The organism is Streptomyces sp. NPDC029216, assembly GCF_040648015.1.
Classification (GTDB): Bacteria; Actinomycetota; Actinomycetes; order Streptomycetales; family Streptomycetaceae; genus Streptomyces.
This window is the reverse complement of record NZ_JBEZWL010000125.1, coordinates 1-22140: the sequence shown is the minus strand read 5'-3', so window position 1 is coordinate 22140 and position 22140 is coordinate 1. Positions and strand designations below refer to the sequence as shown.

The 22140-nt window shown below is 73.6% G+C and carries 23 protein-coding genes and 1 pseudogene; 11 read left to right on the top strand and 13 right to left on the bottom strand.

The features are described 5' to 3' along the window. Nucleotides 1-44: 44 nt before the first annotated feature. A complete protein-coding gene (locus AB0F18_RS30955; protein ID WP_362066609.1) occupies nucleotides 45-1442 on the bottom strand; it encodes a HEAT repeat domain-containing protein in 1398 nt (465 codons plus the stop codon). A 343-nt stretch (nucleotides 1443-1785) separates the two neighbouring features. Further along, a complete protein-coding gene (locus tag AB0F18_RS30950) occupies nucleotides 1786-2190 on the bottom strand; it encodes an ankyrin repeat domain-containing protein (RefSeq protein ID WP_362066607.1) in 405 nt (134 codons plus the stop codon). Between the two features lie 357 nt (nucleotides 2191-2547). Between AB0F18_RS30950 and AB0F18_RS30945 the strand changes: the two genes are divergently transcribed. Together AB0F18_RS30945 and AB0F18_RS30940 are read left to right on the top strand one after the other, a co-directional pair. Beyond that, nucleotides 2548-2742, top strand: coding sequence for a hypothetical protein (locus tag AB0F18_RS30945; RefSeq protein ID WP_362066605.1), 195 nt, complete (start codon nucleotides 2548-2550; stop codon nucleotides 2740-2742). Nucleotides 2743-2768: 26 nt separating this feature from the next. Next, complete coding sequence (locus AB0F18_RS30940) at nucleotides 2769-4400, top strand: hypothetical protein (protein ID WP_362066603.1); 1632 nt, start codon at nucleotides 2769-2771, stop codon at nucleotides 4398-4400. 32 nt (nucleotides 4401-4432) lie between these two features. Here the strand turns inward: AB0F18_RS30940 and AB0F18_RS30935 are convergent, their stop codons facing one another. Beyond that, complete coding sequence (locus AB0F18_RS30935) at nucleotides 4433-5932, bottom strand: PLP-dependent aminotransferase family protein (RefSeq protein ID WP_362066601.1); 1500 nt, start codon at nucleotides 5930-5932, stop codon at nucleotides 4433-4435. 214 nt (nucleotides 5933-6146) lie between these two features. Here AB0F18_RS30935 and AB0F18_RS30930 point away from each other — a divergent pair, with 214 nt between their 5' ends. The 3 genes from AB0F18_RS30930 (at nucleotide 6147) to AB0F18_RS30920 (ending at nucleotide 9031) form a co-directional block, all read left to right on the top strand. After that, the gene (locus tag AB0F18_RS30930; protein ID WP_362066599.1) at nucleotides 6147-6917 is read left to right on the top strand and encodes a glycerophosphodiester phosphodiesterase family protein; all 771 of its coding nucleotides are present in this window, start codon (nucleotides 6147-6149) and stop codon (nucleotides 6915-6917) included. A gap of 58 nt (nucleotides 6918-6975) precedes the next feature. Then, nucleotides 6976-8355: an MFS transporter gene (locus AB0F18_RS30925; RefSeq protein ID WP_362066597.1), complete on the top strand. Its 1380-nt coding sequence runs from the start codon at nucleotides 6976-6978 to the stop codon at nucleotides 8353-8355. A 301-nt stretch (nucleotides 8356-8656) separates the two neighbouring features. Further along, nucleotides 8657-9031 (top strand): RNA polymerase-binding protein RbpA, encoded by a 375-nt coding sequence (locus tag AB0F18_RS30920; protein ID WP_007262928.1) that lies wholly within the window; start codon nucleotides 8657-8659, stop codon nucleotides 9029-9031. 119 nt (nucleotides 9032-9150) lie between these two features. Here the strand turns inward: AB0F18_RS30920 and fxsA are convergent, their stop codons facing one another. The 4 genes from fxsA to AB0F18_RS30900 form a co-directional block, all read right to left on the bottom strand. Next, entirely contained in the window at nucleotides 9151-9765 is a 615-nt protein-coding gene (fxsA, locus tag AB0F18_RS30915; protein ID WP_362066595.1) for an FxsA family membrane protein, read from the bottom strand. A 73-nt stretch (nucleotides 9766-9838) separates the two neighbouring features. After that, on the bottom strand, nucleotides 9839-10606 hold the full coding sequence (locus AB0F18_RS30910) for a polyprenol monophosphomannose synthase (protein WP_362066593.1): 768 nt from the start codon (nucleotides 10604-10606) through the stop codon (nucleotides 9839-9841). Between the two features lie 327 nt (nucleotides 10607-10933). Then, a complete protein-coding gene (locus tag AB0F18_RS30905) occupies nucleotides 10934-12547 on the bottom strand; it encodes an amidohydrolase (RefSeq protein ID WP_362066591.1) in 1614 nt (537 codons plus the stop codon). A gap of 56 nt (nucleotides 12548-12603) precedes the next feature. Beyond that, nucleotides 12604-13044 (bottom strand): Lrp/AsnC family transcriptional regulator, encoded by a 441-nt coding sequence (locus AB0F18_RS30900; RefSeq protein ID WP_030011705.1) that lies wholly within the window; start codon nucleotides 13042-13044, stop codon nucleotides 12604-12606. A 218-nt stretch (nucleotides 13045-13262) separates the two neighbouring features. Here AB0F18_RS30900 and AB0F18_RS30895 point away from each other — a divergent pair, with 218 nt between their 5' ends. Then, nucleotides 13263-13712 (top strand): hypothetical protein, encoded by a 450-nt coding sequence (locus AB0F18_RS30895; protein WP_362066589.1) that lies wholly within the window; start codon nucleotides 13263-13265, stop codon nucleotides 13710-13712. A gap of 7 nt (nucleotides 13713-13719) precedes the next feature. Here the strand turns inward: AB0F18_RS30895 and AB0F18_RS30890 are convergent, their stop codons facing one another. Both AB0F18_RS30890 and AB0F18_RS30885 read right to left on the bottom strand, forming a co-directional pair. Continuing rightward, complete coding sequence (locus AB0F18_RS30890; RefSeq protein WP_362066587.1) at nucleotides 13720-14811, bottom strand: phosphotransferase family protein; 1092 nt, start codon at nucleotides 14809-14811, stop codon at nucleotides 13720-13722. A gap of 26 nt (nucleotides 14812-14837) precedes the next feature. After that, nucleotides 14838-15971, bottom strand: a complete 1134-nt coding sequence (locus tag AB0F18_RS30885) for a hypothetical protein (protein WP_362066586.1) — start codon at nucleotides 15969-15971, stop codon at nucleotides 14838-14840. Nucleotides 15972-16285: 314 nt separating this feature from the next. Between AB0F18_RS30885 and AB0F18_RS30880 the strand changes: the two genes are divergently transcribed. Then, complete coding sequence (locus tag AB0F18_RS30880; RefSeq protein ID WP_362066584.1) at nucleotides 16286-16468, top strand: hypothetical protein; 183 nt, start codon at nucleotides 16286-16288, stop codon at nucleotides 16466-16468. A gap of 44 nt (nucleotides 16469-16512) precedes the next feature. Here AB0F18_RS30880 and AB0F18_RS30875 read toward each other — a convergent pair whose 3' ends face one another. Together AB0F18_RS30875 and AB0F18_RS30870 are read right to left on the bottom strand one after the other, a co-directional pair. Next, nucleotides 16513-17685, bottom strand: a complete 1173-nt coding sequence (locus tag AB0F18_RS30875) for an acyl-CoA dehydrogenase family protein (RefSeq protein ID WP_362066582.1) — start codon at nucleotides 17683-17685, stop codon at nucleotides 16513-16515. 156 nt (nucleotides 17686-17841) lie between these two features. Next, the gene (locus AB0F18_RS30870) at nucleotides 17842-18534 is read right to left on the bottom strand and encodes a TetR/AcrR family transcriptional regulator (RefSeq protein WP_362066580.1); all 693 of its coding nucleotides are present in this window, start codon (nucleotides 18532-18534) and stop codon (nucleotides 17842-17844) included. Between the two features lie 175 nt (nucleotides 18535-18709). Between AB0F18_RS30870 and AB0F18_RS30865 the strand changes: the two genes are divergently transcribed. Continuing rightward, nucleotides 18710-18928 (top strand): DUF6230 family protein, encoded by a 219-nt coding sequence (locus AB0F18_RS30865; protein WP_362066611.1) that lies wholly within the window; start codon nucleotides 18710-18712, stop codon nucleotides 18926-18928. A gap of 15 nt (nucleotides 18929-18943) precedes the next feature. Here the strand turns inward: AB0F18_RS30865 and AB0F18_RS30860 are convergent, their stop codons facing one another. Further along, a complete protein-coding gene (locus AB0F18_RS30860) occupies nucleotides 18944-20641 on the bottom strand; it encodes an FAD-dependent monooxygenase (protein WP_362066578.1) in 1698 nt (565 codons plus the stop codon). A 102-nt stretch (nucleotides 20642-20743) separates the two neighbouring features. Between AB0F18_RS30860 and AB0F18_RS30855 the strand changes: the two genes are divergently transcribed. From AB0F18_RS30855 to AB0F18_RS30845, 3 genes and pseudogenes are all read left to right on the top strand, one after another. Then, complete coding sequence (locus AB0F18_RS30855; RefSeq protein ID WP_362066576.1) at nucleotides 20744-21457, top strand: TetR/AcrR family transcriptional regulator; 714 nt, start codon at nucleotides 20744-20746, stop codon at nucleotides 21455-21457. Between the two features lie 116 nt (nucleotides 21458-21573). Beyond that, nucleotides 21574-21666: pseudogene (locus AB0F18_RS30850) on the top strand (cholesterol esterase); the annotation flags it as partial. Nucleotides 21667-21760: 94 nt separating this feature from the next. Continuing rightward, on the top strand, nucleotides 21761-21898 hold the full coding sequence (locus AB0F18_RS30845) for a hypothetical protein (RefSeq protein ID WP_362066574.1): 138 nt from the start codon (nucleotides 21761-21763) through the stop codon (nucleotides 21896-21898). Between the two features lie 3 nt (nucleotides 21899-21901). Here the strand turns inward: AB0F18_RS30845 and AB0F18_RS30840 are convergent, their stop codons facing one another. Further along, nucleotides 21902-22051, bottom strand: a complete 150-nt coding sequence (locus tag AB0F18_RS30840) for an SCO1431 family membrane protein (RefSeq protein WP_362066572.1) — start codon at nucleotides 22049-22051, stop codon at nucleotides 21902-21904. Nucleotides 22052-22140: the final 89 nt, after the last annotated feature.

The window sequence follows — 22140 nt, the reverse complement described above, 5'->3', positions numbered from 1 at the left end:
CTCCGCCCGGCCGCGGCCGGGCGGAGCCCCCGGGGTCCGGGGGGTTACACCGCCGACTCGGGGGCTATGCGGCTGCGGACGGCCGACTGGACGTCTTCCTCCTCCGCCGGGTCCATCGCCAGGCGGCGCAGCCGCGGGGTGACGCGGGCGTCGGCGGTTTCGGCGTGGCGGGCCGCAACCTCGCGGGTGGTCTCCTCGCAGTCCCAAAGGCATTCGACCGCGAAGCCCGCCGCGAAGGTGGGGTCCGTGCTGGCCAGGGCGCGGGCGGCGCGGCCGCGCAGGTGGGAGGAGGCCGTCTCGCGGTAGATGTGGCGCAGCACCGGGGCGGCGCAGCCGATGGAGAGCCGGCCCGCGCCGTCCACCAGGGTGAAGAGGCGGACGGAGTCCGGCCCGGAGCCGCGGACGGTGTTGCGGAGGGCGCCGAGCACCAGGCCGGTGTCGTCGGCGCCGCCGCGGGCCGCCAGGAGGGCCGCGGCGGCCGCTCCGAGGGCGTCGGGGCGGTGGACCCAGAGGCGGGCCCGTTCGAGGGCGGCGGGGCCGCACATGCGCTCGTAGGCGGCCACGGCGGCCTCGTCCCCGGCGGCTTCGATGAGGTCCAGGACGGCCGGGTTCTCCGGCTCGGCGAGGACCAGGTGGTGCAGGGCGGTGGCCCGGGCGGCCTCGCCCTGGGCGCCGGCGGCGGCCGCGAGGATCTCGGGGCGGTCCTCCGGCGCGGCCACGGCGGCGAGACAGCGTGCGGCGGGCACGTGCAGCGGGGTGCCGCGGCGCAGCCCGTCGGCGGCCCAGTCGAAGACGGCCTGGACCCCCCAGCCGGGCCGGGGGCCGCTGGGGCTGAGCTGGCGCTGCCAGCGGTCGAAGGAGCCCTGCTGGCGGGCGGCGCGCAGGCGTTGCCCGTACTGCGGGAGCTCCTCCCACAAGTGCCACGGCCGGGGCTCGTAGGCGTCGCGGACGGCGGCGGCCAGCCGCGCCTCCCCTTCGGCGGTGGCCGGGAACCGGTCGAGGACGGGGGTGGCGAGGGAGCGCAGCCCCTCGTCGTCGTCGCGCAGGGCGAGCTCGTCGAGGGCCCAGGCCCAGTTGGCGCCGGAGGCGGCGTAGCGGCGCAGCAGCATGAGCGCGTCGTCGCGGCCGTAGGAGGCCAGGTGTCCGAGGACGGACAGGGCGAGGCCGGTGCGGTGGTCCTCCTCGTCGAGGAGGTCGTCGACGCCGAAGAGGTGGGCCTCGATCTCGCCGAGGGGGCCGTCGAGGTCGAGGTACAGGCGTGCGTAGTACAGCGACCGGTTCTCGACCTGCCAGTCCTGCCGCGGGTCTCGGGTCACGCACTGGTCGAGGGCGGCGAGGGCCTCGCTCCTGGGCGCCGCGAGGGCGTGCAGCGTGCCGTCGCCGCGGCCCCGCTGGAGGAGGCCGAGCAGGGTGCCGCTCGGCGCTATGACTGGTTCGAACATGGGAATGGCCTCAAATCAAGCTGGGGACGCAACCGGGAATCGGGATTCACAGGGCCGCGTAACAGCATGTGAGGACGTTCGCCGTCATGTTCCGCTCGATGTAGACCATTGCCTTCTCACTCTCGTCGATGCTTCGTGACCACGGCGGCCGGTGCGGCAGGGGCTGGGTGTGGACACCCGTCGTGTCCAGCCCGCTCCTGCCCGTCCGTCATGTCCGCGAATCGAATCCGACGCCATGATGACCCAGGCGGTTTGTGCGCCGCGACCACATTTAAAGGCGTCGTGACCAAGCCGTGAGGTCGCGGAGCCGTCCCGGGCCCGGCCGGGCGGGCAAAAAAGCGGACTACTCGGCTCCGAAGAGTTCCAGCAGGTCGGCCTTGTTGAACATGCGGGCCGTGTCCACGGCGGAGGGGGTTCCGGCGCGGGGGTCGGCGCCGCCGGCGAGCAGCGCGCGGATGACGGCCTCCTCACCCTTGAAGACGGCGCCGGCGAGCGGGGTCTGGCCGCGGTCGTTGGCGCGGTCGGCCTCGGCGCCGCGGGCCAGGAGGGCGGTGACGGCGTCGGCGTGGCCGTGGTAGGCGGCGAGCATGACGAGGGTGTCGCCGCGGTCGTTGGTGAGGTTGGCGGGGACCCCGGCGTCGAGGTAGGCGGCCAGCGCCTCCGTCTCACCCTGACGGGCGAGGTCGAAGATCTTGGTGGCCAGTTCGATGACGTCCTCGTCGGGCGCGTCCTGGTGCTCGCTGCTCATCGGTCGTACCGCCTTTCGCTCTTCTCAAGTCGTATCGGCCCGCCGTCGCGCGCCGGTCGCCTCCGGCAGGAGTCTGCCCAGGCCGGGCGGGCAGGGGGGTGCGCGGCGCTGCGTCCGTACGGGTGAATCGCCAGGGTAGCGCCCGGTCCGGGACATGACGGGGCCAGGCCGAGGCAAGGATGTGCGTGGCCGGGGCGCCCGACACCCCGCGGGGCCGACGCGCCAGCCGGGAGGGGCCGGTCAAGTGAAAAACCCGAAGATTCACCCGTATGCACCTTTTGTCGCATTGATACTTCCTGTGAGCCTGGAACAACTGATGGTGACCTACCCGACCGTTCCGCTCCCAGGAGAACTCCCATGGTCCTGTCGATCTCAGGCGTCGTACTGCTCGGCATCATCTGCTTCCTGTTCTTCAAGAAGGACGGGATGAAGCTGACGCACGCCGTCGTCTGCTCCCTCTTCGGCTTCTTCCTCGCCGGCTCCGCCATCGCCCCCAGCATCACCGCGAGCACGGCGAGCCTCGCGAGCCTGCTCGGCGGCATCAAGCTCTAGCCCGCCCCACCCCCCAGGAGACGACCGTGGCCCGGCGCCCACTCCCCAGCATCCTCACCAGTGGCAGCACCTCGCTCGCCCGGGGCCGCGACCTCGCCCGGACGGCGGCCGACAACGCCACGGACGTCCTCCATCCGCTGCTGGTCATCGGGCGGGGCCTGCGCGTCCTGGCCTCGGCCGGCCGCCGCAAGTGGGCCGCGACCCCCAAGGACAAGCGGGGTCCCGCGCTGTTCCTGGGGGCGGCCTGCGTGCTCGTCGTCGCGCTCGTCCCCTACGGCCCCGTCACCGCGCTGATCACGCTCATGGCGGCGGCGGGCTGGCACGGGCGCGACCGCAACCCGGTGAAGACCGGCCCCAGCGACGCCGAGACCGAGCGGCTGCGCTCGCTGTACGAGGCCCTCGTGCCGTACTTCTCCGCCCCGGAGGACCCGAACCCGCTCTTCGCCCACGGCGCCGCCTTCGACGACGCCTTCAGCGGCTACGCGTTCGACGCGGAGGGCCGCGTCACCCGGCTCCGGATCCGCTACCCGGCGTACTTCACCGACGGGGAGGCGGCCTCGCGGGCCCGGATCGAGTCCCTGCTGCACGCCAAGTCCGGGCGCGGCCGGGAGTACCTCTTCGTCTGGGACGAGGAGGCAAACCAGCTCGACCTGAGCGTCCTGGAGCCGCTGCCCACCGGGATCGCCGCCCAGCCGTTCGTCACCTCGCCCGGCGAGAGCGTCCTCGGCTTCACCGACCCCGGCACGGTCCGGCGCACGCTGCCGGTCCTGGAGGGCGACGAGCCCCGCGACCTGCCGCCCGTCATCTGGCGGACCGGCCCCGGCTCCACCGAGCCGCACCTGCTGGCCGTGGGCCAGCCCGGCGGCGGCACCACCACCCTGCTCCGCTCGCTCGCCCTCCAGGCCCTGCGGCAGGGCGGGGACGTGATGATCGTCGAGGGCGGCGGCAGCAACGAGTACGCCTGCCTGGCGGGACGCGCGGGCGTACTCGCGGTCGAGTGCGGGCCGACCGGGGCCCTGGCCACCGTCGAGTGGGCCGCGCACGAGACCGAGCGGCGGCTGATCGCCACGCACCGGGCCCGCGAGGCCGGCCGGCCCGCGCCCGAGGACACCCGGCGGCCGCTGTGGATCCTGCTGGACCAGCCCAGCGTGCTCGCCCACCTCGCCACCGCCGAGGGCCGCCCGGACCCCCTCGCCCAGCTCCAGGTACCGCTGCGGCACGGCCGCGCCGCGCACGTCACGGTGGTCGTGGCCGAGCACTTCGACCACCTGGAGCTGATCGGCGACGCCGTCTGGCAGCACACCCGGGCCCGGGTCGTCCTCGGGCCCGCCCCCGTCCAGCAGCTCACCGACGTCCTCGGGGTGCCCCCGCACACCACCCCGGCCCCGCAGCTCCCGCCCGGCCGCGGCTACGCCCGGCTCGGCACCGGGCCGGTCCACCGGCTCCAGGTGCCCGCCACCCCGGACCCGTACGACGACTCCACGCACCCCGCGCACCGCCACGCCGTACTGGAGCTGCTGCCCGAGCGGCAGGCGGCGGGCCCGGGCGGCGGCGAGGGCGCGGCGGCCTCCCCGGGGCTCCTCAAGGGCCAGCCCCCGGCGCAGGCCGGCGCCCTGGACGCCGAGGAGGTCCCGGAGGTCCCGGCCGACGCGCCGTAGGCCGTCTCCCGCGGAGCGGGATCAGTGCGGGATCAGGCCACGAACGTGCGCGGCGGCTCCGCGCCGCCCGCCGCCCCCGTGCCGACCAGGCGGGCCGCCGCCGCCAGGCGCGCCGCGGCCTCCTCGGCCACCGGCCCGCCCACCGTGAAGGGCAGCCGGACGTAGCCCTCGAAGGCCCCGTCCACGCCGAACCGCGGCCCCGAGGGGACGCGCACGCCGACCCGCTCCCCCACCTCCGCGAGCCGCGAACCGGACAGCCCGCCCGCCCTGGCCCACAGGGTGAGCCCGCCGGCCGGTACGTCGAACTCCCAGTCCGGCAGCTCCCGGCGCACCGCCGCGACCAGCGCGTCCCGGTTCTCCCGGGCCTGGGCGCGGCGCATCCCGACGGCCTCCTCCCAGCCCCCGGTCCGCATCAGCCAGTTCACCGCGAGCTGCTCCAGCACCGGGGTGCCGAGGTCGGCGTAGGCGCGGGCCGCGACCAGGCTGCGGATGACGTCGGGGGCGGCCCTGACCCAGCCGATCCGCATGCCCGCCCAGAAGGCCTTGCTGGCGGAGCCGACGGTGACCACCGTGGAGCCGGCCGGGTCGAAGGAGCAGACCGGGCGCGGCATGGCCGGCTCGGGGTCCAGCCGGAGCTCGGCCATGGTCTCGTCGGCGATCAGGACGGTGCCGGCGGAGCGCGCGGCCTCGACCATCGCCCGGCGCTGCTCGTCGGAGGCCAGGGCGCCGGTCGGGTTGTGGAAGTCGGCGACGACGTAGGCGAGGCGGGGGGCGGAGTCGCGCAGCACCTGCCGCCAGACGTCCATGTCCCAGCCGCTCAGCGCGGGGCCCATCGCGACGGGCACCAGACGGACCCCGGCGGCGCGCATCAGCTGGAGGATGTTGGCGTAGGAGGGGGATTCGACGGCGATGCGCTCGCCGCGCCCGGCGAAGAGGCTGCAGATGGCGTCGATGGCGCCCATGGCCCCGGTGGTGACCATGATCTGCTCGGGCATCGTCGGGATGCCGCGCTCGGTGTAGCGGTCGGCGAGCATCTGGCGCAGCGCGGGCAGGCCGGCCGGGTAGTCGCCGTGGGTGTGCGCGTACGGCGGGAGCTCCTCCAGGGCGCCCTGGACGGCCTTGGTCAGCCAGGGTTCGGGGGCCGGGAGGGCGGCGCAGCCCAGGTCGATCATGGAGCCGAGGGACTCGGGCGGGAGCGGTTCCAGGCCGCGGGCCGGGATGGGGTTCCCGGCCGGTACGGAGGTCCAGCTGCCGGCGCCCCGGCGGGATTCCAGGAAGCCCTCCCCGCGCAGGGCCTCGTAGGCGGCCGCGACGGTGGTGCGGCTGAGGGAGAGGGCGACGGCCAGCTCCCGCTCGGCGGGCAGCCGGGCCGCGACGGGGACGCGCCCCTCCAGGACGAGCAGCCGGATGCCGTCGGCGAGGGTGCGGTACGCGGGCGCCTTGCGGGCGCCGGGTACGGCGGGCCGTTCCTGCTGCGAGGTGATCAGCCGGGCGAGCTGCGCGGTGCCGACCGCTGAGGTCCACTGAGCCATGGCGTCCGGTCCACCTTCGTCGGATTGGCCTCGGCGGGCGGGGGCCGGGGCCGGGATTGGATTGGTTCTGCGGCCCCCAGGGTGTCATGGTGCGGTCCAGTCGGGCCAGGTGGGTGCAGCCCGGCCCGAGCGGCCTCGATGGCGGGGCGCCGCGTTCACCGGCCGTCCATGTGGCCGCTCCCGTCCCACGGGACCCAGGGGGCATACTGCGGCCGTGACCCACGTACGCCTTCGCCATCCCTATCTGAACCACCCGGCTCCGATCCCCTTCGCCCACCGGGGCGGGGCGGCGGACGGGCTGGAGAACACCGCCGCCGCCTTCCGCCGGGCGGCCGACGCGGGCTACCGGTACTTCGAGACCGATGTGCACGCGACGGCCGACGGGAAGCTGGTGGCCTTCCACGACTCCACCCTGGACCGGGTGACCGACGCGACGGGCCGGATCCGGGAGCTGCCGTGGAGCCGGGTGCGCGAGGCGCGGGTGGCGGGCAGCGAGCCGCTGCCGCTGTTCGAGGAGCTGCTGGAGGAGTTCCCGGAGGCCCGCTGGAACGTGGACGTGAAGGACGAGTCGGCCCTGCACCCGCTGGTGAACCTGATCGCCCGGGCCGGCGTGTGGGACCGGGTGTGCGTGGGCTCCTTCTCGGAGAGCCGGGTGGCCCGGGCCCAGAAGATCGCCGGGCCCCGGCTGGCGACCTCGTACGGGGTGCGGGGGGTGCTGGGGCTGCGGCTGCGCTCGTGGGCGATCCCGGCGGCGTTGCGGGTGGGCGCGGTGGCGGCGCAGGTGCCGGAGGTCCAGGCGGGCATCCGGGTGGTCGACCGGCGGTTCGTGAAGACCGCCCATGAGCGGGGTCTGCAGGTCCACGTGTGGACCGTGAACGAACCGCAACGTATGGAGGCTCTCCTCGACCTGGGCGTGGATGGCATCATGACCGACCGGATCGATATCTTGCGCACGGTGCTGGACCGGCGCGGAGCCTGGGCCTGACCTGCCAGGACCGCCGGTAACGCCCTCCCGTGCCGGACGGGAACGAGGGGGCACCGCGGTGAGTGCGGAGACCACGGACACGAGTACGGGCCCGGCGCCCGCGGAACGGCCGCCGAGCGCGGCCGAACGACTGCGCGAGCAGCGCGGCTGGTACTTCTACGATTTCGCCTGCTCGGTCTACTCCTCGACCGTGCTGACGGTGTTCATCGGCCCGTACCTGCAGTCGATGGCCGAGGCGGCCGAGGACGCCCGGGGCTACGTCCACCCGCTGGGCATCCCGGTCCGGTCCGGGTCCTTCTTCCCGTACGCCGTCTCGATCTCGGTGATCGTCGCGGTGCTGGCGATGCCCCTGGTGGGCGCCGCGGCGGACCGTACCGGCCGCAAGAAACCGCTGCTCGCGGCGGCGGCGTACACGGGCGCGGCGGCGACCACGGCGATGTTCTTCCTGGGCGGCGACCGCTACCTGCTGGGCGGTCTGCTGCTGATCGTCGCCAATGCCTCCATGGCGGTCTCGATGGTGCTCTACAACTCCTACCTGCCCCAGATCGCGGAGCCGGACGAGCGGGACACGGTCTCCTCGCGCGGCTGGGCGTTCGGCTACACCGCCGGGGCCTTCGTCCTGATCCTCAACCTGGCCCTGTTCCAGTCGCACGACTCCTTCGGCGTCTCCAAGGACGCGGCGGTGCGGATCTGCCTGGCCTCGGCCGGCCTGTGGTGGGGCGCCTTCGCGATCATCCCGCTGCGCCGGCTGCGGGACCGGGCGGTGGCCCGGGACGCCGCCGCGCACGCTCCGGCGGGCTCCGGCTGGAAGCAGCTGGTCGCCACGCTCAAGGACATGCGCCGGCACCCGCTCACGCTGTCCTTCCTGCTGGCCTACCTGGTCTACAACGACGGCATCCAGACCGTGATCTCCCAGGCCTCGGTCTACGGCAAGGCGGAGCTGAAGCTGGAGGAGTCGACGTTGATCACCGCGGTCCTGCTGGTGCAGGTCCTGGCGGTGGTGGGCGCGGTGGCGATGGGCCGGCTGGCCCGCTCGTTCGGCGCGAAGAGGACCATCCTGGGCTCGCTGGTGGCGTGGACGCTCACACTGGCGGCGGGGTTCTTCCTGCCGGCCGGCGCGCCTGTGGCGTTCTTCATACTGGCATCGATGATCGGGCTCGTGCTGGGCGGCAGCCAGGCGCTGTCCCGCTCGCTGTTCTCGCACCTGGTGCCGGCGGGCAAGGAGGCCGAATACTTCTCCGCGTACGAGATGAGCGACCGCGGCGTCAGCTGGGTGGGACCGCTGGTCTTCGGCCTGACGTACCAGCTCACGGGGAGCTACCGGGACGCGATCATCTCGCTGGTGGTGTTCTTCGCACTGGGTTTCGTACTGCTCGCGCGAGTGCCGGTGCGGCGCGCGGTGGAGGCGGCGGGGAATCCTGTTCCGGTGCGGGTCTGAACCCGGATCCGGACCGGACGCGTGAACGACTACCGAACGGATTTCGACGTTATGGCGATCGGCCGGTAGTGTACGCCTTTGGCCTGCCAGGCGGACCGTTACTGCGCGTTCACTGAGTAGAGACGTTGGGTGACATCTGCTGCCAGATGTGACAAAACGGGCATTGGTGGGTACAACAAGGGGCGGCACGACGGGCGACGCATGACCCGGAGCGGGAATCTATACCGCCGACCGGACGTTGACCGGATGACGACGACAGCGACACCTGTCCTGTGGGCGACAAGCCCGGGAGGCACGATTCATGAGTGAGCGAGCTCTCCGCGGTACGCGGCTCGTGGTTACCAGCTACGAGACGGACCGCGGCATCGATCTGGCCCCGCGCCAGGCGGTGGAGTACGCATGCCAGAACGGACATCGATTTGAGATGCCGTTCTCGGTTGAGGCAGAGATTCCGCCGGAGTGGGAGTGCAAGGCGTGCGGCGCCATGGCACTTCTGGTGGACGGGGACGGGCCCGAAGAGAAGAAGGGCAAGCCTGCGCGAACGCACTGGGACATGCTCATGGAGCGACGCACCCGCGAGGAGCTGGAGGAGGTGCTGGCCGAACGGCTGGCCGTCCTTCGTTCCGGCGCCATGAACATCGCCGTGCATCCGCGGGACAGCCGCAAGTCCGCCTGATCCGCGGGCGCTGAGCACAAGCCGAGGGGCCCCGCCACTGATGTGGCGGGGCCCCTCGGCTTGTCTCGTTTCCCTCGTCTCGTTTGCCGTCTCGTTTCCCGTCCCGTTCCCGGAGCCGCCTACGGAGCCAGCGGCGGGCGGTGTCCGGTGTCCGGGCCGGGCCCTCCGGCCGGGGAACCGTCCTCGCGGATCACCTCGCCCTGGACCACCTTGCCGTCCGGGAAGTGGATACGGGCCTGCGTGTAGGCGTCGCCGAGGCCGCCCGGGGCGCCGGCGGTCATCTTCCGCTCCAGCGTGCGCCCGACCCGGCGGGCGGCGAAGGCGCGCACCGGGGGCAGCAGCAGGAGCAGGCCGATCACGTCGGAGAGCAGCCCGGGCAGGATGAGCAGCAGCCCGGCCAGCATGGTCGTGCCGTTGCCGGAGCCCCCGGCGGGCCGGGGGTCCACCGGGGGTCCGCCGGCCATCGCCTGCTCCTGGGCCTGCTGGAAGGTCCGCGTCAGGTTCTTGAAGGCCCGCCGCCCGGCGCGCTTGATGACCACCACGCCCAGGACCAGCCCGGCCGCGAGCAGCGCGGCCACGGTGAACCCGCCGGCCGCCCTGGCGACCAGGCCGAGCAGCCAGATCTCCAGGATCAGCCAGGCGGCTACCGCCAGGGGGAGGAACGTACGGGCGGGCGAACGCCGCCGTGGGGCCGTGGAAGTGCCGGTCCTCAAAGAACCAGTGCCGGTCGTCATACCACCCAGTGTGCCCGGGCCGGGGTAAAAGCGGCCTCAGCCGGGGGTACCGGGCGCCCCCTAAGGGACGGGCTCAGGAGGAGCGCTTGCCCTTGAGCCGGGAGACGCGCTCCGCCAGGCCCCACTGGGTGACCCGCCACAGGGCCTCGACCACGATGTCCTTGCTCATCTTGCTGTCGCCGAGCTCGCGCTCCACGAAGGTGATGGGCACCTCCACCACGCGGAAGCCCTTGCGGACGGCCCGGCGGGCGAGGTCCACCTGGAAGCAGTAGCCGGCCGAGGCGACCTCGTCGAGACCGAGCCCCTCCAGGGTCTCGCGGCGGAAGGCGCGGTAGCCGCCGGTGACGTCGCGGATCGGGACGTCCAGCATCAGCCGGGAGTAGGTGGAGCCGCCGCGGGAGAGGAACTCGCGGCTCTTGGGCCAGTTGACGACCCGGCCGCCCGGCACCCAGCGGGAGCCGAGGACGAGGTCGGCGCCGGCCAGCGCGGTGAGCAGGCGGGGCAGCTCCTCCGGCTGGTGGGAGCCGTCGGCGTCCATCTCGACGAGGACCCCGTAGCCGTGCTCCAGACCCCAGGCGAAGCCCGCCAGGTAGGCGGCGCCGAGGCCCTCCTTGCCCTTGCGGTGCATGACGTGGACGTGGTCGTCCTCGGCCGCCAGCTCGTCGGCGAGCTTGCCGGTGCCGTCGGGGCTGTTGTCGTCCGCGACCAGGACGTGCGCCTCGGGGACCGCCGCGCGGACCCGGCCCACGATCCTGCCGATGTTCTCCGCCTCGTTGTAGGTCGGAATGATCACCAGCGTGGTGCCGAGCGGCCCGAAGGTCCGCTGTCCGCCGTTGCTCACCGGTTCCCCTTGAGTGTCTTTCGTCGAGTCGGGCCCGTCCGGCCCGGCTTCGTCCAGCCCGTCACAGCAGGATGATTTTAGAACAGCGATCGGGGCCCGGCGGTCCTTCGGGCCGGACCGGGGCCCGCTGGCTGCGGGCCGCCGTGACCGTTGTCTACTGGACCGCCGGGCCCGATCCGGTGCCACCGCCGCCCCGGTGGATCCTTCCCTCGCGCCCGAGGCCCGGGTGCGCTGGGCGGACGGTTCCCGCCGGTCCGGCGTCCTGCCGGTGGACCCGGGCGAACCTATCCGGGCAGGGCCGCCCGGGCCGAGCCGATGCGGGGTGGATCACCCCTGTGGCCGTACGAATACCTCCCGGCCGCCCACGACCGTCCGCAGGCACACGGGCAGCTCCCCGCCCGGGCTGAGGTCGGGCAGGCCGGGGGTGCCGGAGCGGGGGTCGGTGGACCAGCGGGCGACCCGGTCGTCCGGCGCCTGGACCACCAGCGCACCGGTCTGCCAGACGGCATAGTCGGCGGGGGCGCCGGGCACCAGGATGCCCGCGTCGTCGCGGCCCAGCGCCCGCCAGCCGCCCCGGGTGTGGGCGGCGAAGGCGGCCCGTACCGAGATCCGGTGCTCGGGGGTGCGGTGGAAGGCGGCGGCGCGGACGGTGCCCCACGGGTCGAGGGGGGTCACGGGCGCGTCGGAGCCGAAGGCCAGCGGGACGCCGGCCTTGAGCATGGCCGCGTACGGGTTGAGGGTGCGGGCGCGCTCGGCGCCGAGCCGGTCGGCGTACATGCCGTCCTCGCCGCCCCAGGCGGCGTCGAAGGCCGGCTGCACGGAGGCGGTCAGGCCGAGCTCCGCGAAGGCGGCGATGGTCTCCGGGGTCATCATCTCGGCGTGCTCGACGCGGTGGCGGGCGGCGCGGATCCGGTCCAGGCCCACCTTCCCGGCGGCCGTGCGGACGCCCTCGACCACGGCGGTGACGGCGGCGTCGCCGATGGCGTGGAACCCGGCCTGCAGGCCCGCCTCGGTGCAGGCGGCCACGTGCGCGGCGACCTCGGCGGCGTCCAGGTAGCCGGTGCCGGTGTGCGCGGCGTCGGCGTAGGGGGCGTGCAGGCAGGCGGTGTGCGAGCCGAGGGCTCCGTCCACGAAGAGGTCGCCGGCGGCGCCGACCGCGCCGAGTTCGCGCGCCAGGCCGAGGTCGCGGTCGGCCCAGTAGCCGTGGACGCGCGGTCCGGGGTGTTCGGCGGCCAGGGCCAGCAGGCCCGTGAAGTCCTCGGCGGAGGAGATGTCGGGGCCGCCGCACTCGTGCAGGGAGCCGATGCCGAGGGAGGCCGCCCGGTCCAGGGCGGCCCGCTGGGCCTCGGCGCGCTGGGCCGGGGTGAGGGCGGCCAGGGCGGCGCGGCGGACGGCGTGGTGGTCGTCCTTGGTGAGGGGTTCGCCGTCGCCGTGCGGGTGGACGCCGGGGACCAGGTCGAGGAGTGCCGTGGTGACGACCGCGGAGTGGACGTCGATGCGGCTGAGGTAGAGCGGGCGGCCCCCGGCGGCCTCGTCGAGCTCGGAGCGGCGCGGGGCGCGGCGCTCGGGCCAGCGGGCGGCGTCCCAGCCGTGCCCGAGGAGCACCCGGTCGGCGGGGCGGCGCGCGGCGTACGCCCGGACGAGGTCCAGGGCCTCGGCGAGGGAGCGGGCGGTGGTGAGGTCGAGGCCGGTGAGGGCGAGGCCGGTGGAGGTGGCGTGGACGTGGGCGTCGGTGAAGGCGGGGGTGACGAGCGCCCCGCCGAGGTCGACGACCTCGTCCACGCCCTGCGCGAAGGCGTCGGCGGCGCCTTCGGAGCCGACCCAGGCGATGTGGCCCCGCTCCACCACCATCGCTGTGGCGAAGGGGTCGGCGGGGCTGTGCACCTCGCCTCCGCGGAGGAGGACGGTGCGGGGGGAGGTGGGGGCGGTGCCGTCAGTCATGGTCACCAGTCTCGCTGCTGCGGCGGGTGGGCTTCGCAGGCGGGGCTGGAGTGTGGCTAGACGCGCGGTGGGCGGGCCTCGTAGGGGGTGGAGAGGACCACTGTGGTGCGGGTGGAGACGTGGGCCAGGGCGCGGAGGCGGCCCAGCAGGTCCTCCAGTTCCAGGGGGGTGGCCACGCGGACCTTGAGGATGTAGTTCTCGTCGCCCGCGACGCTGTGGCAGGCCTCGATCTCGGGCACGCCCGCCAGCCGGTCCGCGATGTCGTCCGGCGCGCTCGGGTCGAACGGTTTGACCGAGATGAAGGCCGTGAGCGGGAGCCCGACGGCCTCGGGGTCGACCACGGCCGCATAGCCGCGGATCACGCCGCGCTGCTCCAGGCGGCGTACTCGCTGGTGGACCGCCGACGTGGACAGTCCGGTGGCCTTGCCCAGGTCCGTGTAGCTCATCCGCCCGTCCCGCACGAGCAGATCCACGATCTGGCGGTCCAGCTCCTCCATTGCGCTCATAGCCGCTCAACCTAAGGCCCAGGACCGTTCCAGGCACAGCGGTGTCCACGCAGAAGTGGCACCTGCGGCGGGCATGTGACGAAAGCCACAGACGTGTACGGGCGTACATCCCGCTCTCGTGGTTACTCGTGCCGCGTGGCGGGAAGTGCTTGGGGTGGCCGTGGCCGAAGAACATTGCCCGCCCGGCCCACCCAAGGGGGAGTACATCCATGCTGAACACCAAGCGCGCCGGTCGCACCGAACCGGAGCCCCTGGAACCGCTCGCCTCCGCGTACGCGGAGGACGACGACTACCTCGAACCCGCCGACGCCGAGGGTTTCGAGATCCACCACGCGATCTGCCCCGACTGCGGGCAGTCGATCGCCCTCGTCGCGGACGAGGAGCAGCTCCCGGAGCACGCACTGTGCCTGACCCCGTGGAACCCGTTCGGGCTCACGGTGTGCGCGGGTACGGGCCGGCCCGTCGCCGACGCGCTGCCGACCGTGGGCCTGCTCCCCTCGGAGCAGGGCGAGCTGGAGGCCGTCGTGCACCTCACGCTGCCGAAGGGCCTCGACTGGCGGACGCAGCCGTTCTCGCACGTCGGCGGTCCGGGCTCGCGGCCCGTGCAGCCGGCGGCCGCCCCGCTGCCGCAGAAGCGCCAGCACGCGCAGGCCGCCTGACCTCCGCCTACCAGTAGGTCCCCTGCACCATGGCGGCCAGGCCGGCATGGTGCAGGATCAGCCCGTCCGGGTCCGCCGGGACCTCGACCTCCCCGAAGTACGCCTGCCGGTAGGCGATGCGCAGCATCACGATGCCGTGCCGCAGGGCGGCGTAGAGGGTGTGGAACTCCATGTGCCGCGGGGTGTGCCCGGTGAGTTCGGCGTACCTGCGTTCCAGGTCCTCGCGGCGCAGGAAGTCCGGCAGGCCGGGCTGGCCGAAGCCCACGGTCAGGTCCTGGAAGAAGCGGTGCAGGTAGACCATCCAGCCGAGGTCGACCTCGCGCGGGGCGTAGGCGGCCATCTCCCAGTCGAGGACCGCCGCCGGCCGGAAGCCGTCGTAGACGACGTTGCCGATGCGGGCGTCGCCCCAGTTGAGGACGGGGTCGCCCTCGTCGGCCGGCCAGAGCTCCTCCAGCCGGTCGAAGGCGCGCTCCAGGAGGGGCGAGCGGGCCAGGCCGGACACCACCCACGCGTAGTAGGCGCGCTGCGCGTCGACGTGGCGGCGCAGCGGGCTGCCCTGGCCCGGAGGGAGGAGGAACTCGGCCTCCTTCGCCGGGAACCCGTCGTGGAGGCGGGCGAGGAGGGAGATGCTCTCCTCCTGGAGCCCGGCGCGTTCGGCGTCGGTGGCGGAGTGCAGCCAGTTGCCCTCGTAGGTGTACGGCATGACGTCGGGCGGTACGCGGCCCTCGGCGCGGGCCATCACGAAGAAGGGCGCGCCCAGCGGGGCGGGGTCCTCCTCCAGCCAGAGCACGCGCGGGACGGGGAGGTCGGTGTGCTCGCCGACCAGGGCCATGACGCGGTGCTGGCGGGGCATGTCGTAGGCGGGGAAGACGGTGTAGGCGGCCGGGTCGGCGGCGAGGCGCAGGGCGCAGGCGCGGACGGGGGCGTCGGGGTGCTCGATGTCGAAGAGCAGGGTCTCGCTGGACATGCCGTTGGAGCCGGGGACGGAGGTGCCGGTGACCTTCGCGCCGGGGAGCCGCCGGTCGAGCCAGGCGGCGAGGCGGCGGCCGAGCTCCTCGGGTTCGCGGGTGGAGGTGCGGGGGCGTGGTGCCGTGGCCATGTCTGGAACTCCTCTCGCGGGACGGGTCAGGGGGCTACGGAGGCGTAGTCGGTGAAGCCGCTGGGGTCGTGGCGGCCGAAGCTGCCGTGTTCGAAGATCCCGAAGCCGGTGCGGCCGTCGAGGGTGAAGCGGGCCGCGTGGTCGGTGACCCCGAAGGCGGCCACGGGGTGGGCGGCGGGGTCGGAGAGGTCGTAGGCGCGGCGGTCGGTCCAGCCGCGGCCCTGCCAGCTGCCGTGCTGCCAGTCGGCGGCGGGCGGGTAGCCGGCGCCGACGGCGAGCGGGGAGGAGGCGAGGATCTCCACGCCGAGTTCGAGGGGTTTGCGGGAGGGGTCGGTGAGGTGGACGACGGCCCGTTCGGGGTGCCGGGTCCCGGGGCGGTAGCGGATCTCGGTGTGGGGCCAGCCGAGCTGGACGTCGTGGCGGCCGGCTTCCTCGGGGAAGACCTGGACCGCCTCGTTCAGGGTGCGGTGGCCGTCGGCGTCCTCCTGGGCGATGACCATGAGGAAGCGGTCCTCGAAGCGGACGGGGATCCAGAGCCAGTGGAAGCCCTCGGGGCGGTGTTCCTCGGCGGCGCGGCCGCCGTCCTCGCCGGGTATGGGGCGCACGCCCCAGCTGCGGTCGCGGGTGCCGGTCCACTCCCCCGGGGTCAGGGTGAACTCCTCGCCGCGGGCCCGGACGGTGCCGGTGACGTTGCCCGCCTGGACGAAGCGGCGGCCCTCCAGCATCAGGCGGTCGCCGCGCCGCTGGATGTGGTGGGGCTCCCAGACGGCGGGGAACTCGGCGGTCCAGGTGACGTCGTACGAGAGCCCGTGCGGGTCCGCCGGGTCGGGATCGCAGCGCAGGGTGAGCCGCTTGAGGGGGGCGTCGACGGTGATCGACAGCGGGCCGACGGAGAGGTTCATGCGGTCGTCGGTGAGGGCGTCGGAGGCGCGGACGGCGAGGAGTTCGTCGCCGAGGCGCAGGGTGGCGTACGCGTCGATGACGCCGGCGTTGGGGTAGACGCCGAGGCCGAGGATGAGGACGGCTCGGCCGGCGTGGTCGAAGACGTGGAAGATGCAGCGGTCGTAGGCGTTGCGGTCGCCGGTGACCAGGTGCTTCATCGACAGCGGGGCCTGGTGGACGGGGTACTCGTCGAGGGGCACGGGACGGTCGGCGGGCATGGCGAACCTCCTGGGCGCGGGTGTCGGCGCGGCAGCGGCCGAGCGGATATGACGGTACGTCAGATATCGCGCTCGCGACCAGAGTTGTGGCACACCCTGACAGCCCGGCACTCCCGGCCACCGCCGCGCGCGTGGGAAGGCTCGAACGGATGGGCCCGGGCGGGGAGGGGTTACCCGCGCGCAGGCTCCCGCGTTGGCCCGGTATGACCACCCTTGAGACGCCATCGCCGAGAGTGGGGCGCAGGCGGCGCCCCACTCCGCCGGGCTACGAAGAATCGGTTCAGCAGACCGTTCAGCACACCGCTCAGCACACCGTGCACGAGCAGCTCCGGCCGGGTCCGCCGGGCTACCGGGGGCACCCCGACCCGCCGATCTACGCGGGCCTGCTCGCCCGCTGGGCCGCCGACGGGCGGACCCTGCCGGGCCGGCGCGACCCGGAGTGGTCCCGGATCGCCTCCGCCCCGATCTGGCCGGCGGGCTCGCTGTACGGGGGCTGACCCGCCGGGCCGCGCCGGGCCGGAGCCGGCGCAGCCCCGCGGCGTCAGCGGGTCTCGGGGCCGGCCAGGTGGCGGGCGATGACCATGCGCTGGATCTGGTTGGTGCCCTCGACGATCTGGAGCACCTTCGCCTCGCGCATCAGGCGCTCCACCGGGAAGTCCGCGGTGTAGCCGTAGCCGCCGAGGATCTGGACCGCGTCGGTGGTGACGGCCATCGCCGCGTCGGTGCAGAACAGCTTGGCCATCGCCGCCTGCCGGGAGAACGGCTTGCCCGCGTCGCGCAGCCGCGCGGCAGCGAGGTAGAGCGCCCGGCCCGCGTCGATCTTGGTGGCCATGTCGGCCAGCATGAAGCGCAGGCCCTGGAAGTCCGCGATCGGGTGCCCGAACTGCTTGCGGCCGAGCGCGTACGAGACGGCCTCGTCCAGGGCCGCCTGCGCGACGCCGATGGCGCAGGCCGCGATCCCGAGCCGGCCCGCGTCGAGGGCGGCGAGCGCGATGGTGAAGCCCTGCCCCTCCTCGCCGATCCGCCGGGCGTCGGGGACGCGCACGCCGTCGAAGTGGAGCTGGGCGGTGGGCGAACCCTTCATGCCCATCTTCTTCTCGGGGACGGCGGCCGTCAGGCCCTCCGCGTCCCCGGGCACGAGGAAGGCCGTGATGCCCTTGGCGCCGGGGGCGCCGGTGCGGGCGAGGACGGTGTAGAAGTCGGCGACCCCGCCGTGGGTGATCCAGGCCTTGGTACCGGTGATCACCCAGTCGTCGCCGTCGCGCACCGCCTTGGTGGTGAGGGAGGCGGCGTCCGAGCCGGAGGCCGGCTCGGAGAGGCAGTAGGCGCCGAGCAGCCCGCCGCCGAGCATGTCGGGCAGGTGGGCGGCGCGCTGCTCCTTGGTGCCGTACCCGGCGAGGCCGTGGCAGGCCAGGGAGTGCACGCTGACGCCGAGGCCGACGGTCAGGCGGGCGGCGGCGAGCTCCTCCAGGACCTGGAGGTAGACCTCGTACGGCTGGTCACCGCCGCCGAAATCGCCGGCGTACGGGAGGCCGAGCAGCCCGGACTCGGAGAGCAGGGTGAAGACCTCGCGGGGGAAGCGACCGGCTTCCTCCTCCTCGGCGGCCTTGGGGCGGACCTCCCGCTGGGCGATCTCGCGTACGAGCGCGAGGAGGTCCCGGGACTCCTCGGTGGGCAGCTGTCGGTCCACCGGCTGCGGGGCGCGGTCGTTCATGGCGGCGCTCTCCTCCCTCGTCGGGCACGGCGGCGACGCGTGAGGTGTGGTACGCGCCGCCGGATCTCGGTGCTTACACAGCCGATGCTGCCCTCCCGGGTCACGGAAGGGCTCGAACAGCGGCTGCGGCGGCTTGAGTATGCCCGATCAGGCGCTTTACGTCACCGGTACAGGATCGCCATGATCATCCGGGGCGCTCGAAGCCTCCTCGGGGGCGACCGGAGGAGCGGGACATTCGGGGACGAGTTCCTCGATCACGGTGAGCGTCGCGCGCAGCTGGCGCACGAGCAGCCCGGCGAGCGCGGCCCGGTCGGGCCGGCCGTCGGCGCGGGCGGAGCCGATCCAGTCGAGGGTGGCGCCCTCCACCCCGGAGAGCCAGCCGACGAGGGCGAGGCGGGCCAGCGGGGGAAGGGCGCGGCGGCCGTACGCGCCCTCGGCGATGGCGGCCAGGAGCTCCTCGCGGACGGCGTCGCGTATCGCGAGCACCTCGGCGTCGGAGCCGACCCCGCCGGTGACGATGGTGCGGTAGGCGGCGTGGTGGTGCTCGGCGTAGTGGAGGTAGCCGTCGACGGTGCGGCGCAGCCGCTCGGCGCCCGGCAGTTCGGGCTCCCCGGTGGCGCGGGCGACGAGCTGGGCGACCGAGTCCTCGACGATGGCCAGGTAGTAGCCGCGTTTGCTCTTGAAGTAGTAGTAGACGAGCCCCTTGGCGACGCCGGCGTGCTGGGCGATGTCGTCCATGGAGAGGGCGTCGTACGAGGTGTCGGCGAACAACTTCCGCCCGATCGCTATGAGTTCGGCCTTGCGGACCTGCGATCGGCCGGTACTGCCGCGCTGCTGACTATTATTCAAATCCGGCCCTAGCCTCGAAGCCTCGCACTGTCTGCCACAGGATTTCCCGCAGTGTACGGGAGGGACAGCATGGGCAAGGACGGCAGGAAACCCGCCGAAGGCCGGGTCGACCGGAGGAAATCGGCGGCCGTCGCGCCGTCGGCGGTCGCCGCGGTCGGGGGCGCTGGCCGTGGTCATGGCCCAGGGCGCGCTCGCCGCGTCCTTCGCCGTATCGGGGACGAGTTTCCAGGTCTCCTCGTCGAAACTGAGCAGCAAGGGGACCGCCTCGTACGTGCACACGGACCGCTCCGCCGACGGCACGGGGCATCCGGTCGCGCTCCTGGGGATCGGCGAGGCCACCCTCAGCGACATCTGCCAGTCCGCGAAGGTGGGCCTTGGCGATGGGCGCGCCTAGTCGGCCGCCTCCGACTCACGGCCCGGGCCTCGCAGCCGTAGGCGCCCCGTCCGGTCCCCGGCGGACGCCTTGGTCGCGGGCGAGCAGCCGGGTCAGGGCCCGGGTGAGGTCGTTGGCCGGGTGGGCGCCCATGACGGGTGCGCGCCAGGCGACGAACTGGTCGGGGCGCACGAGGAGCGCGCCGTCCTCGGTGAGACCGGCCGCCCGGGGCCATCGGCCCTCCGGGTCGGTCACGTCGGCCTCCGGCCCGATCCGGTAAGCGGCGACCTCCACGCCGAGGCGCGCCGACGCCTCCCGCGCCGCCTGGATCCAGTTGTCGCCCGCAGCACCCGTCAGCAGGGTGAAGCGGGATGCGACAAGATCGAGCGTGGACTGCCGGAACCCCTGCCGTTCCACCACGACGTGGGGCACGCGGGAGCCGGGAGTGCCGTCCAGGTTGAGGTCGGCATCCTCGTGGGAGGGCAGTTCCGGCCGCGGGTCGATCACCGCGTGGGAGTCGTAGCGGTATCCCACCTGCACGACCGGCGCGTTCAGCACACCGGCCGCGGCGCGCGCGGGCGCCATCCGGGGGCTGGTGTCCCAGTGCAGGCGGGGATCGGTGAGCCGCAGCATGGCCTGTTCGAGGGTCAGCACCGCGACCGGCCGCCGTTCGGCCTGGTAGCTGTCGAGCAGGGCGGGACCGGCCTGGCCGCGGAGCACGGCGGCGAGTTTCCAGGCCAGGTTGTGGGCGTCCGCGATACCGGTGTTCATGCCGAACGCGCCCAGCGGCGGGACCGCGTGCGCGGCGTCGCCGGCCAGGAACACCCGGCCGTTCTGGAAACGGTCGGCGACCAGGCCGCGGACCCTCCACGGCAGGACGCTGAGCACCTGCACGTCGAGGGCGGGGTCGCCGATCGCGGCGCGGATCAGTTCGCGACAGCGTTCGGGGGTGAAGTCCGCCGCCGTTTGGCCCGCGTTCGGGTCGTATGCGGCGTGGAAGACCCAGCTCTTGTCCGCGTCGACGGTCACCAGCATGCCGGGCGCGGCGGGGGTGGTGATGGTGCAGGTGACGAAGGACTGCCCTTGTGTGTACGTGCCGAGGTCGGCCCGGAAGAGGATGTTCACCATCGGGTTGCCGAGGTCGCCCGGGCCGGAGGTGCCCACGTCGAGCGCGGTCCGCACGCCGCTGCGCACGCCGTCGGCGGCCACCAGGTAGTCCGCCCGGACGGTGTGCGGGCCGGCAGCGGTCTCAAGGATCGCGGTGACTCCGTCCGCGTCCTGCTCGAAGGACATCAGCCGGCTTCGGTAGGAGACGGTCGCACCGCGTTCGCGGGCCGCCGCCAACAGCACGGAGTCCAGGCGGTCCTGGGGGCAGGTTCCGCGAAGCGCGCCCGTGCCGGTTCCGCGGGCGGGTCGGCCGCCCTGCGGCTGCTGGGCCTGCATGGTTTCGGCCAGGGCGGGGAGGTCGGCTCCGGCCAGGGTGTGGACGGAGATCTTCCCGAGGCTGCCGCCGGACATGTCGACGGCCACGGCGTTGACGGCCTCCTCGATGCCGACCTCGCGCAGGAACTCGACGGTCCGTTGGCCGACTCCGGTGGCGCGGGGGTGAAGGGACGGGCCGTCCTGGCGCTCAGCGACCAGGGCCTGTACGCCGTGGTGGGCCAGGAACAGCGCGGTGGACAGGCCGACGGTGCCGCCACCGGCGATGAGAACGGGAATTCGGGCTTCTGACACGAGGTACGTCTCCTTATGGCTACGCTGTTCGCAAGTGATTACACCGTAGCCATAGTGCTACGCTGTTCGCAACGAGGAAACCGAGCAAGGAGGACCGTGCACGTGGCAGATTCGACGGAGGAGCCAGCCGCAGCCCTGGTCTGGAGCAGGGAACGGCGCACCCCGCGCCGCCAAGCCCCCAGCGTGGAACGGATCGTGGCGACAGCCATCGCCATCGCCGACACCGAGGGACTCCCCGGACTGTCCATGCGCCGCATCGCCACCGAACTCGGCTCTGGCACGGCCTCGCTCTACCGATACGTCACCAGCCGCGACGAACTCCTCGACCTCATGATCGACGCCGTGCAGGGCGAGACCGCACCACCAGCCCTGACCGGCAACTGGCGGACCGACCTGACCAACGTCGCCAAACGGCTGCGCGCACTCGTGCTGCGCCACCCCTGGCTCGGATCCGACCTCCTCGGCCGCCCCGCCCTCGGCCCAAACTCCCTACGCCAGTTCGAGACGTCCCTCACCGCCGCCGCCGCACTCACCCAGGACGCCACCCTCGCCGCCCACACCATCGACACGGTCCTCGCCTACACCCTCGGCGCGGTCACCGCGGAACTTGCCGAACTCCAGGCGCAGCAGCGGACCGGGCTGACCGAGGAACAGTGGCGCGCGAGCGTGGCCCCCTACATCCGGGAAGTCATCGCCGACGGGACATACCCCCAATTCGCCCGCCGGGTGACCGAAGCCGAGGACGCCGACCCGGAGGAGCGGTTCGACTTCGGTCTCGCCTGCGTACTCGACGGAGTCGCGGCCCGCGTCCGCTGAGACCGCAGCGTCGGTGGCTCCGTGCGCAGGACGATCCGCGGCGCGGGTCCGGGCAGCCCGCCCGGTGCTGTCTTCGTCCAGACGAGCGGCCGTGGGTGCTCGTTCCAGTCGGGACCGGGGTGAGGTCGCACGCCTGGTCGGCGACCGGCGGCAACTTCCGGCTGAAGGGCATGCGGGTCGGCGTCAGCCTCGACGGGGCCACGTGCTTCCCCTGGCCGGACCCCGGGCGCGGCTGCGGGTGTGGCGGCGGGGGCGGCCGTTCTCCCCGCTGACGGTGGCGGGTGCATCGAGGGGCTGGTGTGCGTGACGTTCAGTCCGGACGGACTGCCCGCTCCCCCGGAGATCCCGCCGTTCGTCTACATGACCCGGGTCAGCGCCGAACAGGCGCTGGTCACCTCGGACGTGATCGTCACCGACGGGCTGCGGCTGGAGGCGTCCTGACCGCTACAGCCAGCCGACCTGGGTGACGAACATGGCCACGACCACCACGAGGGTCCAGCCGAGGAGGTGCTCCAGCCAGGCGGAGTCCTTGGGGCCGCCGGTGGCGACGAGGCGCCGGGCGCGGGCGGTGAGGGTGGCGGTGTGTGCGGTCATGCCGTCCAATGTGCCAGCGTTCGCGGCTTTCACGGTATATGGGAAGGGTCACACGCGCGCCGGGCCCCGGCGGCCTCCGGGATACGGAG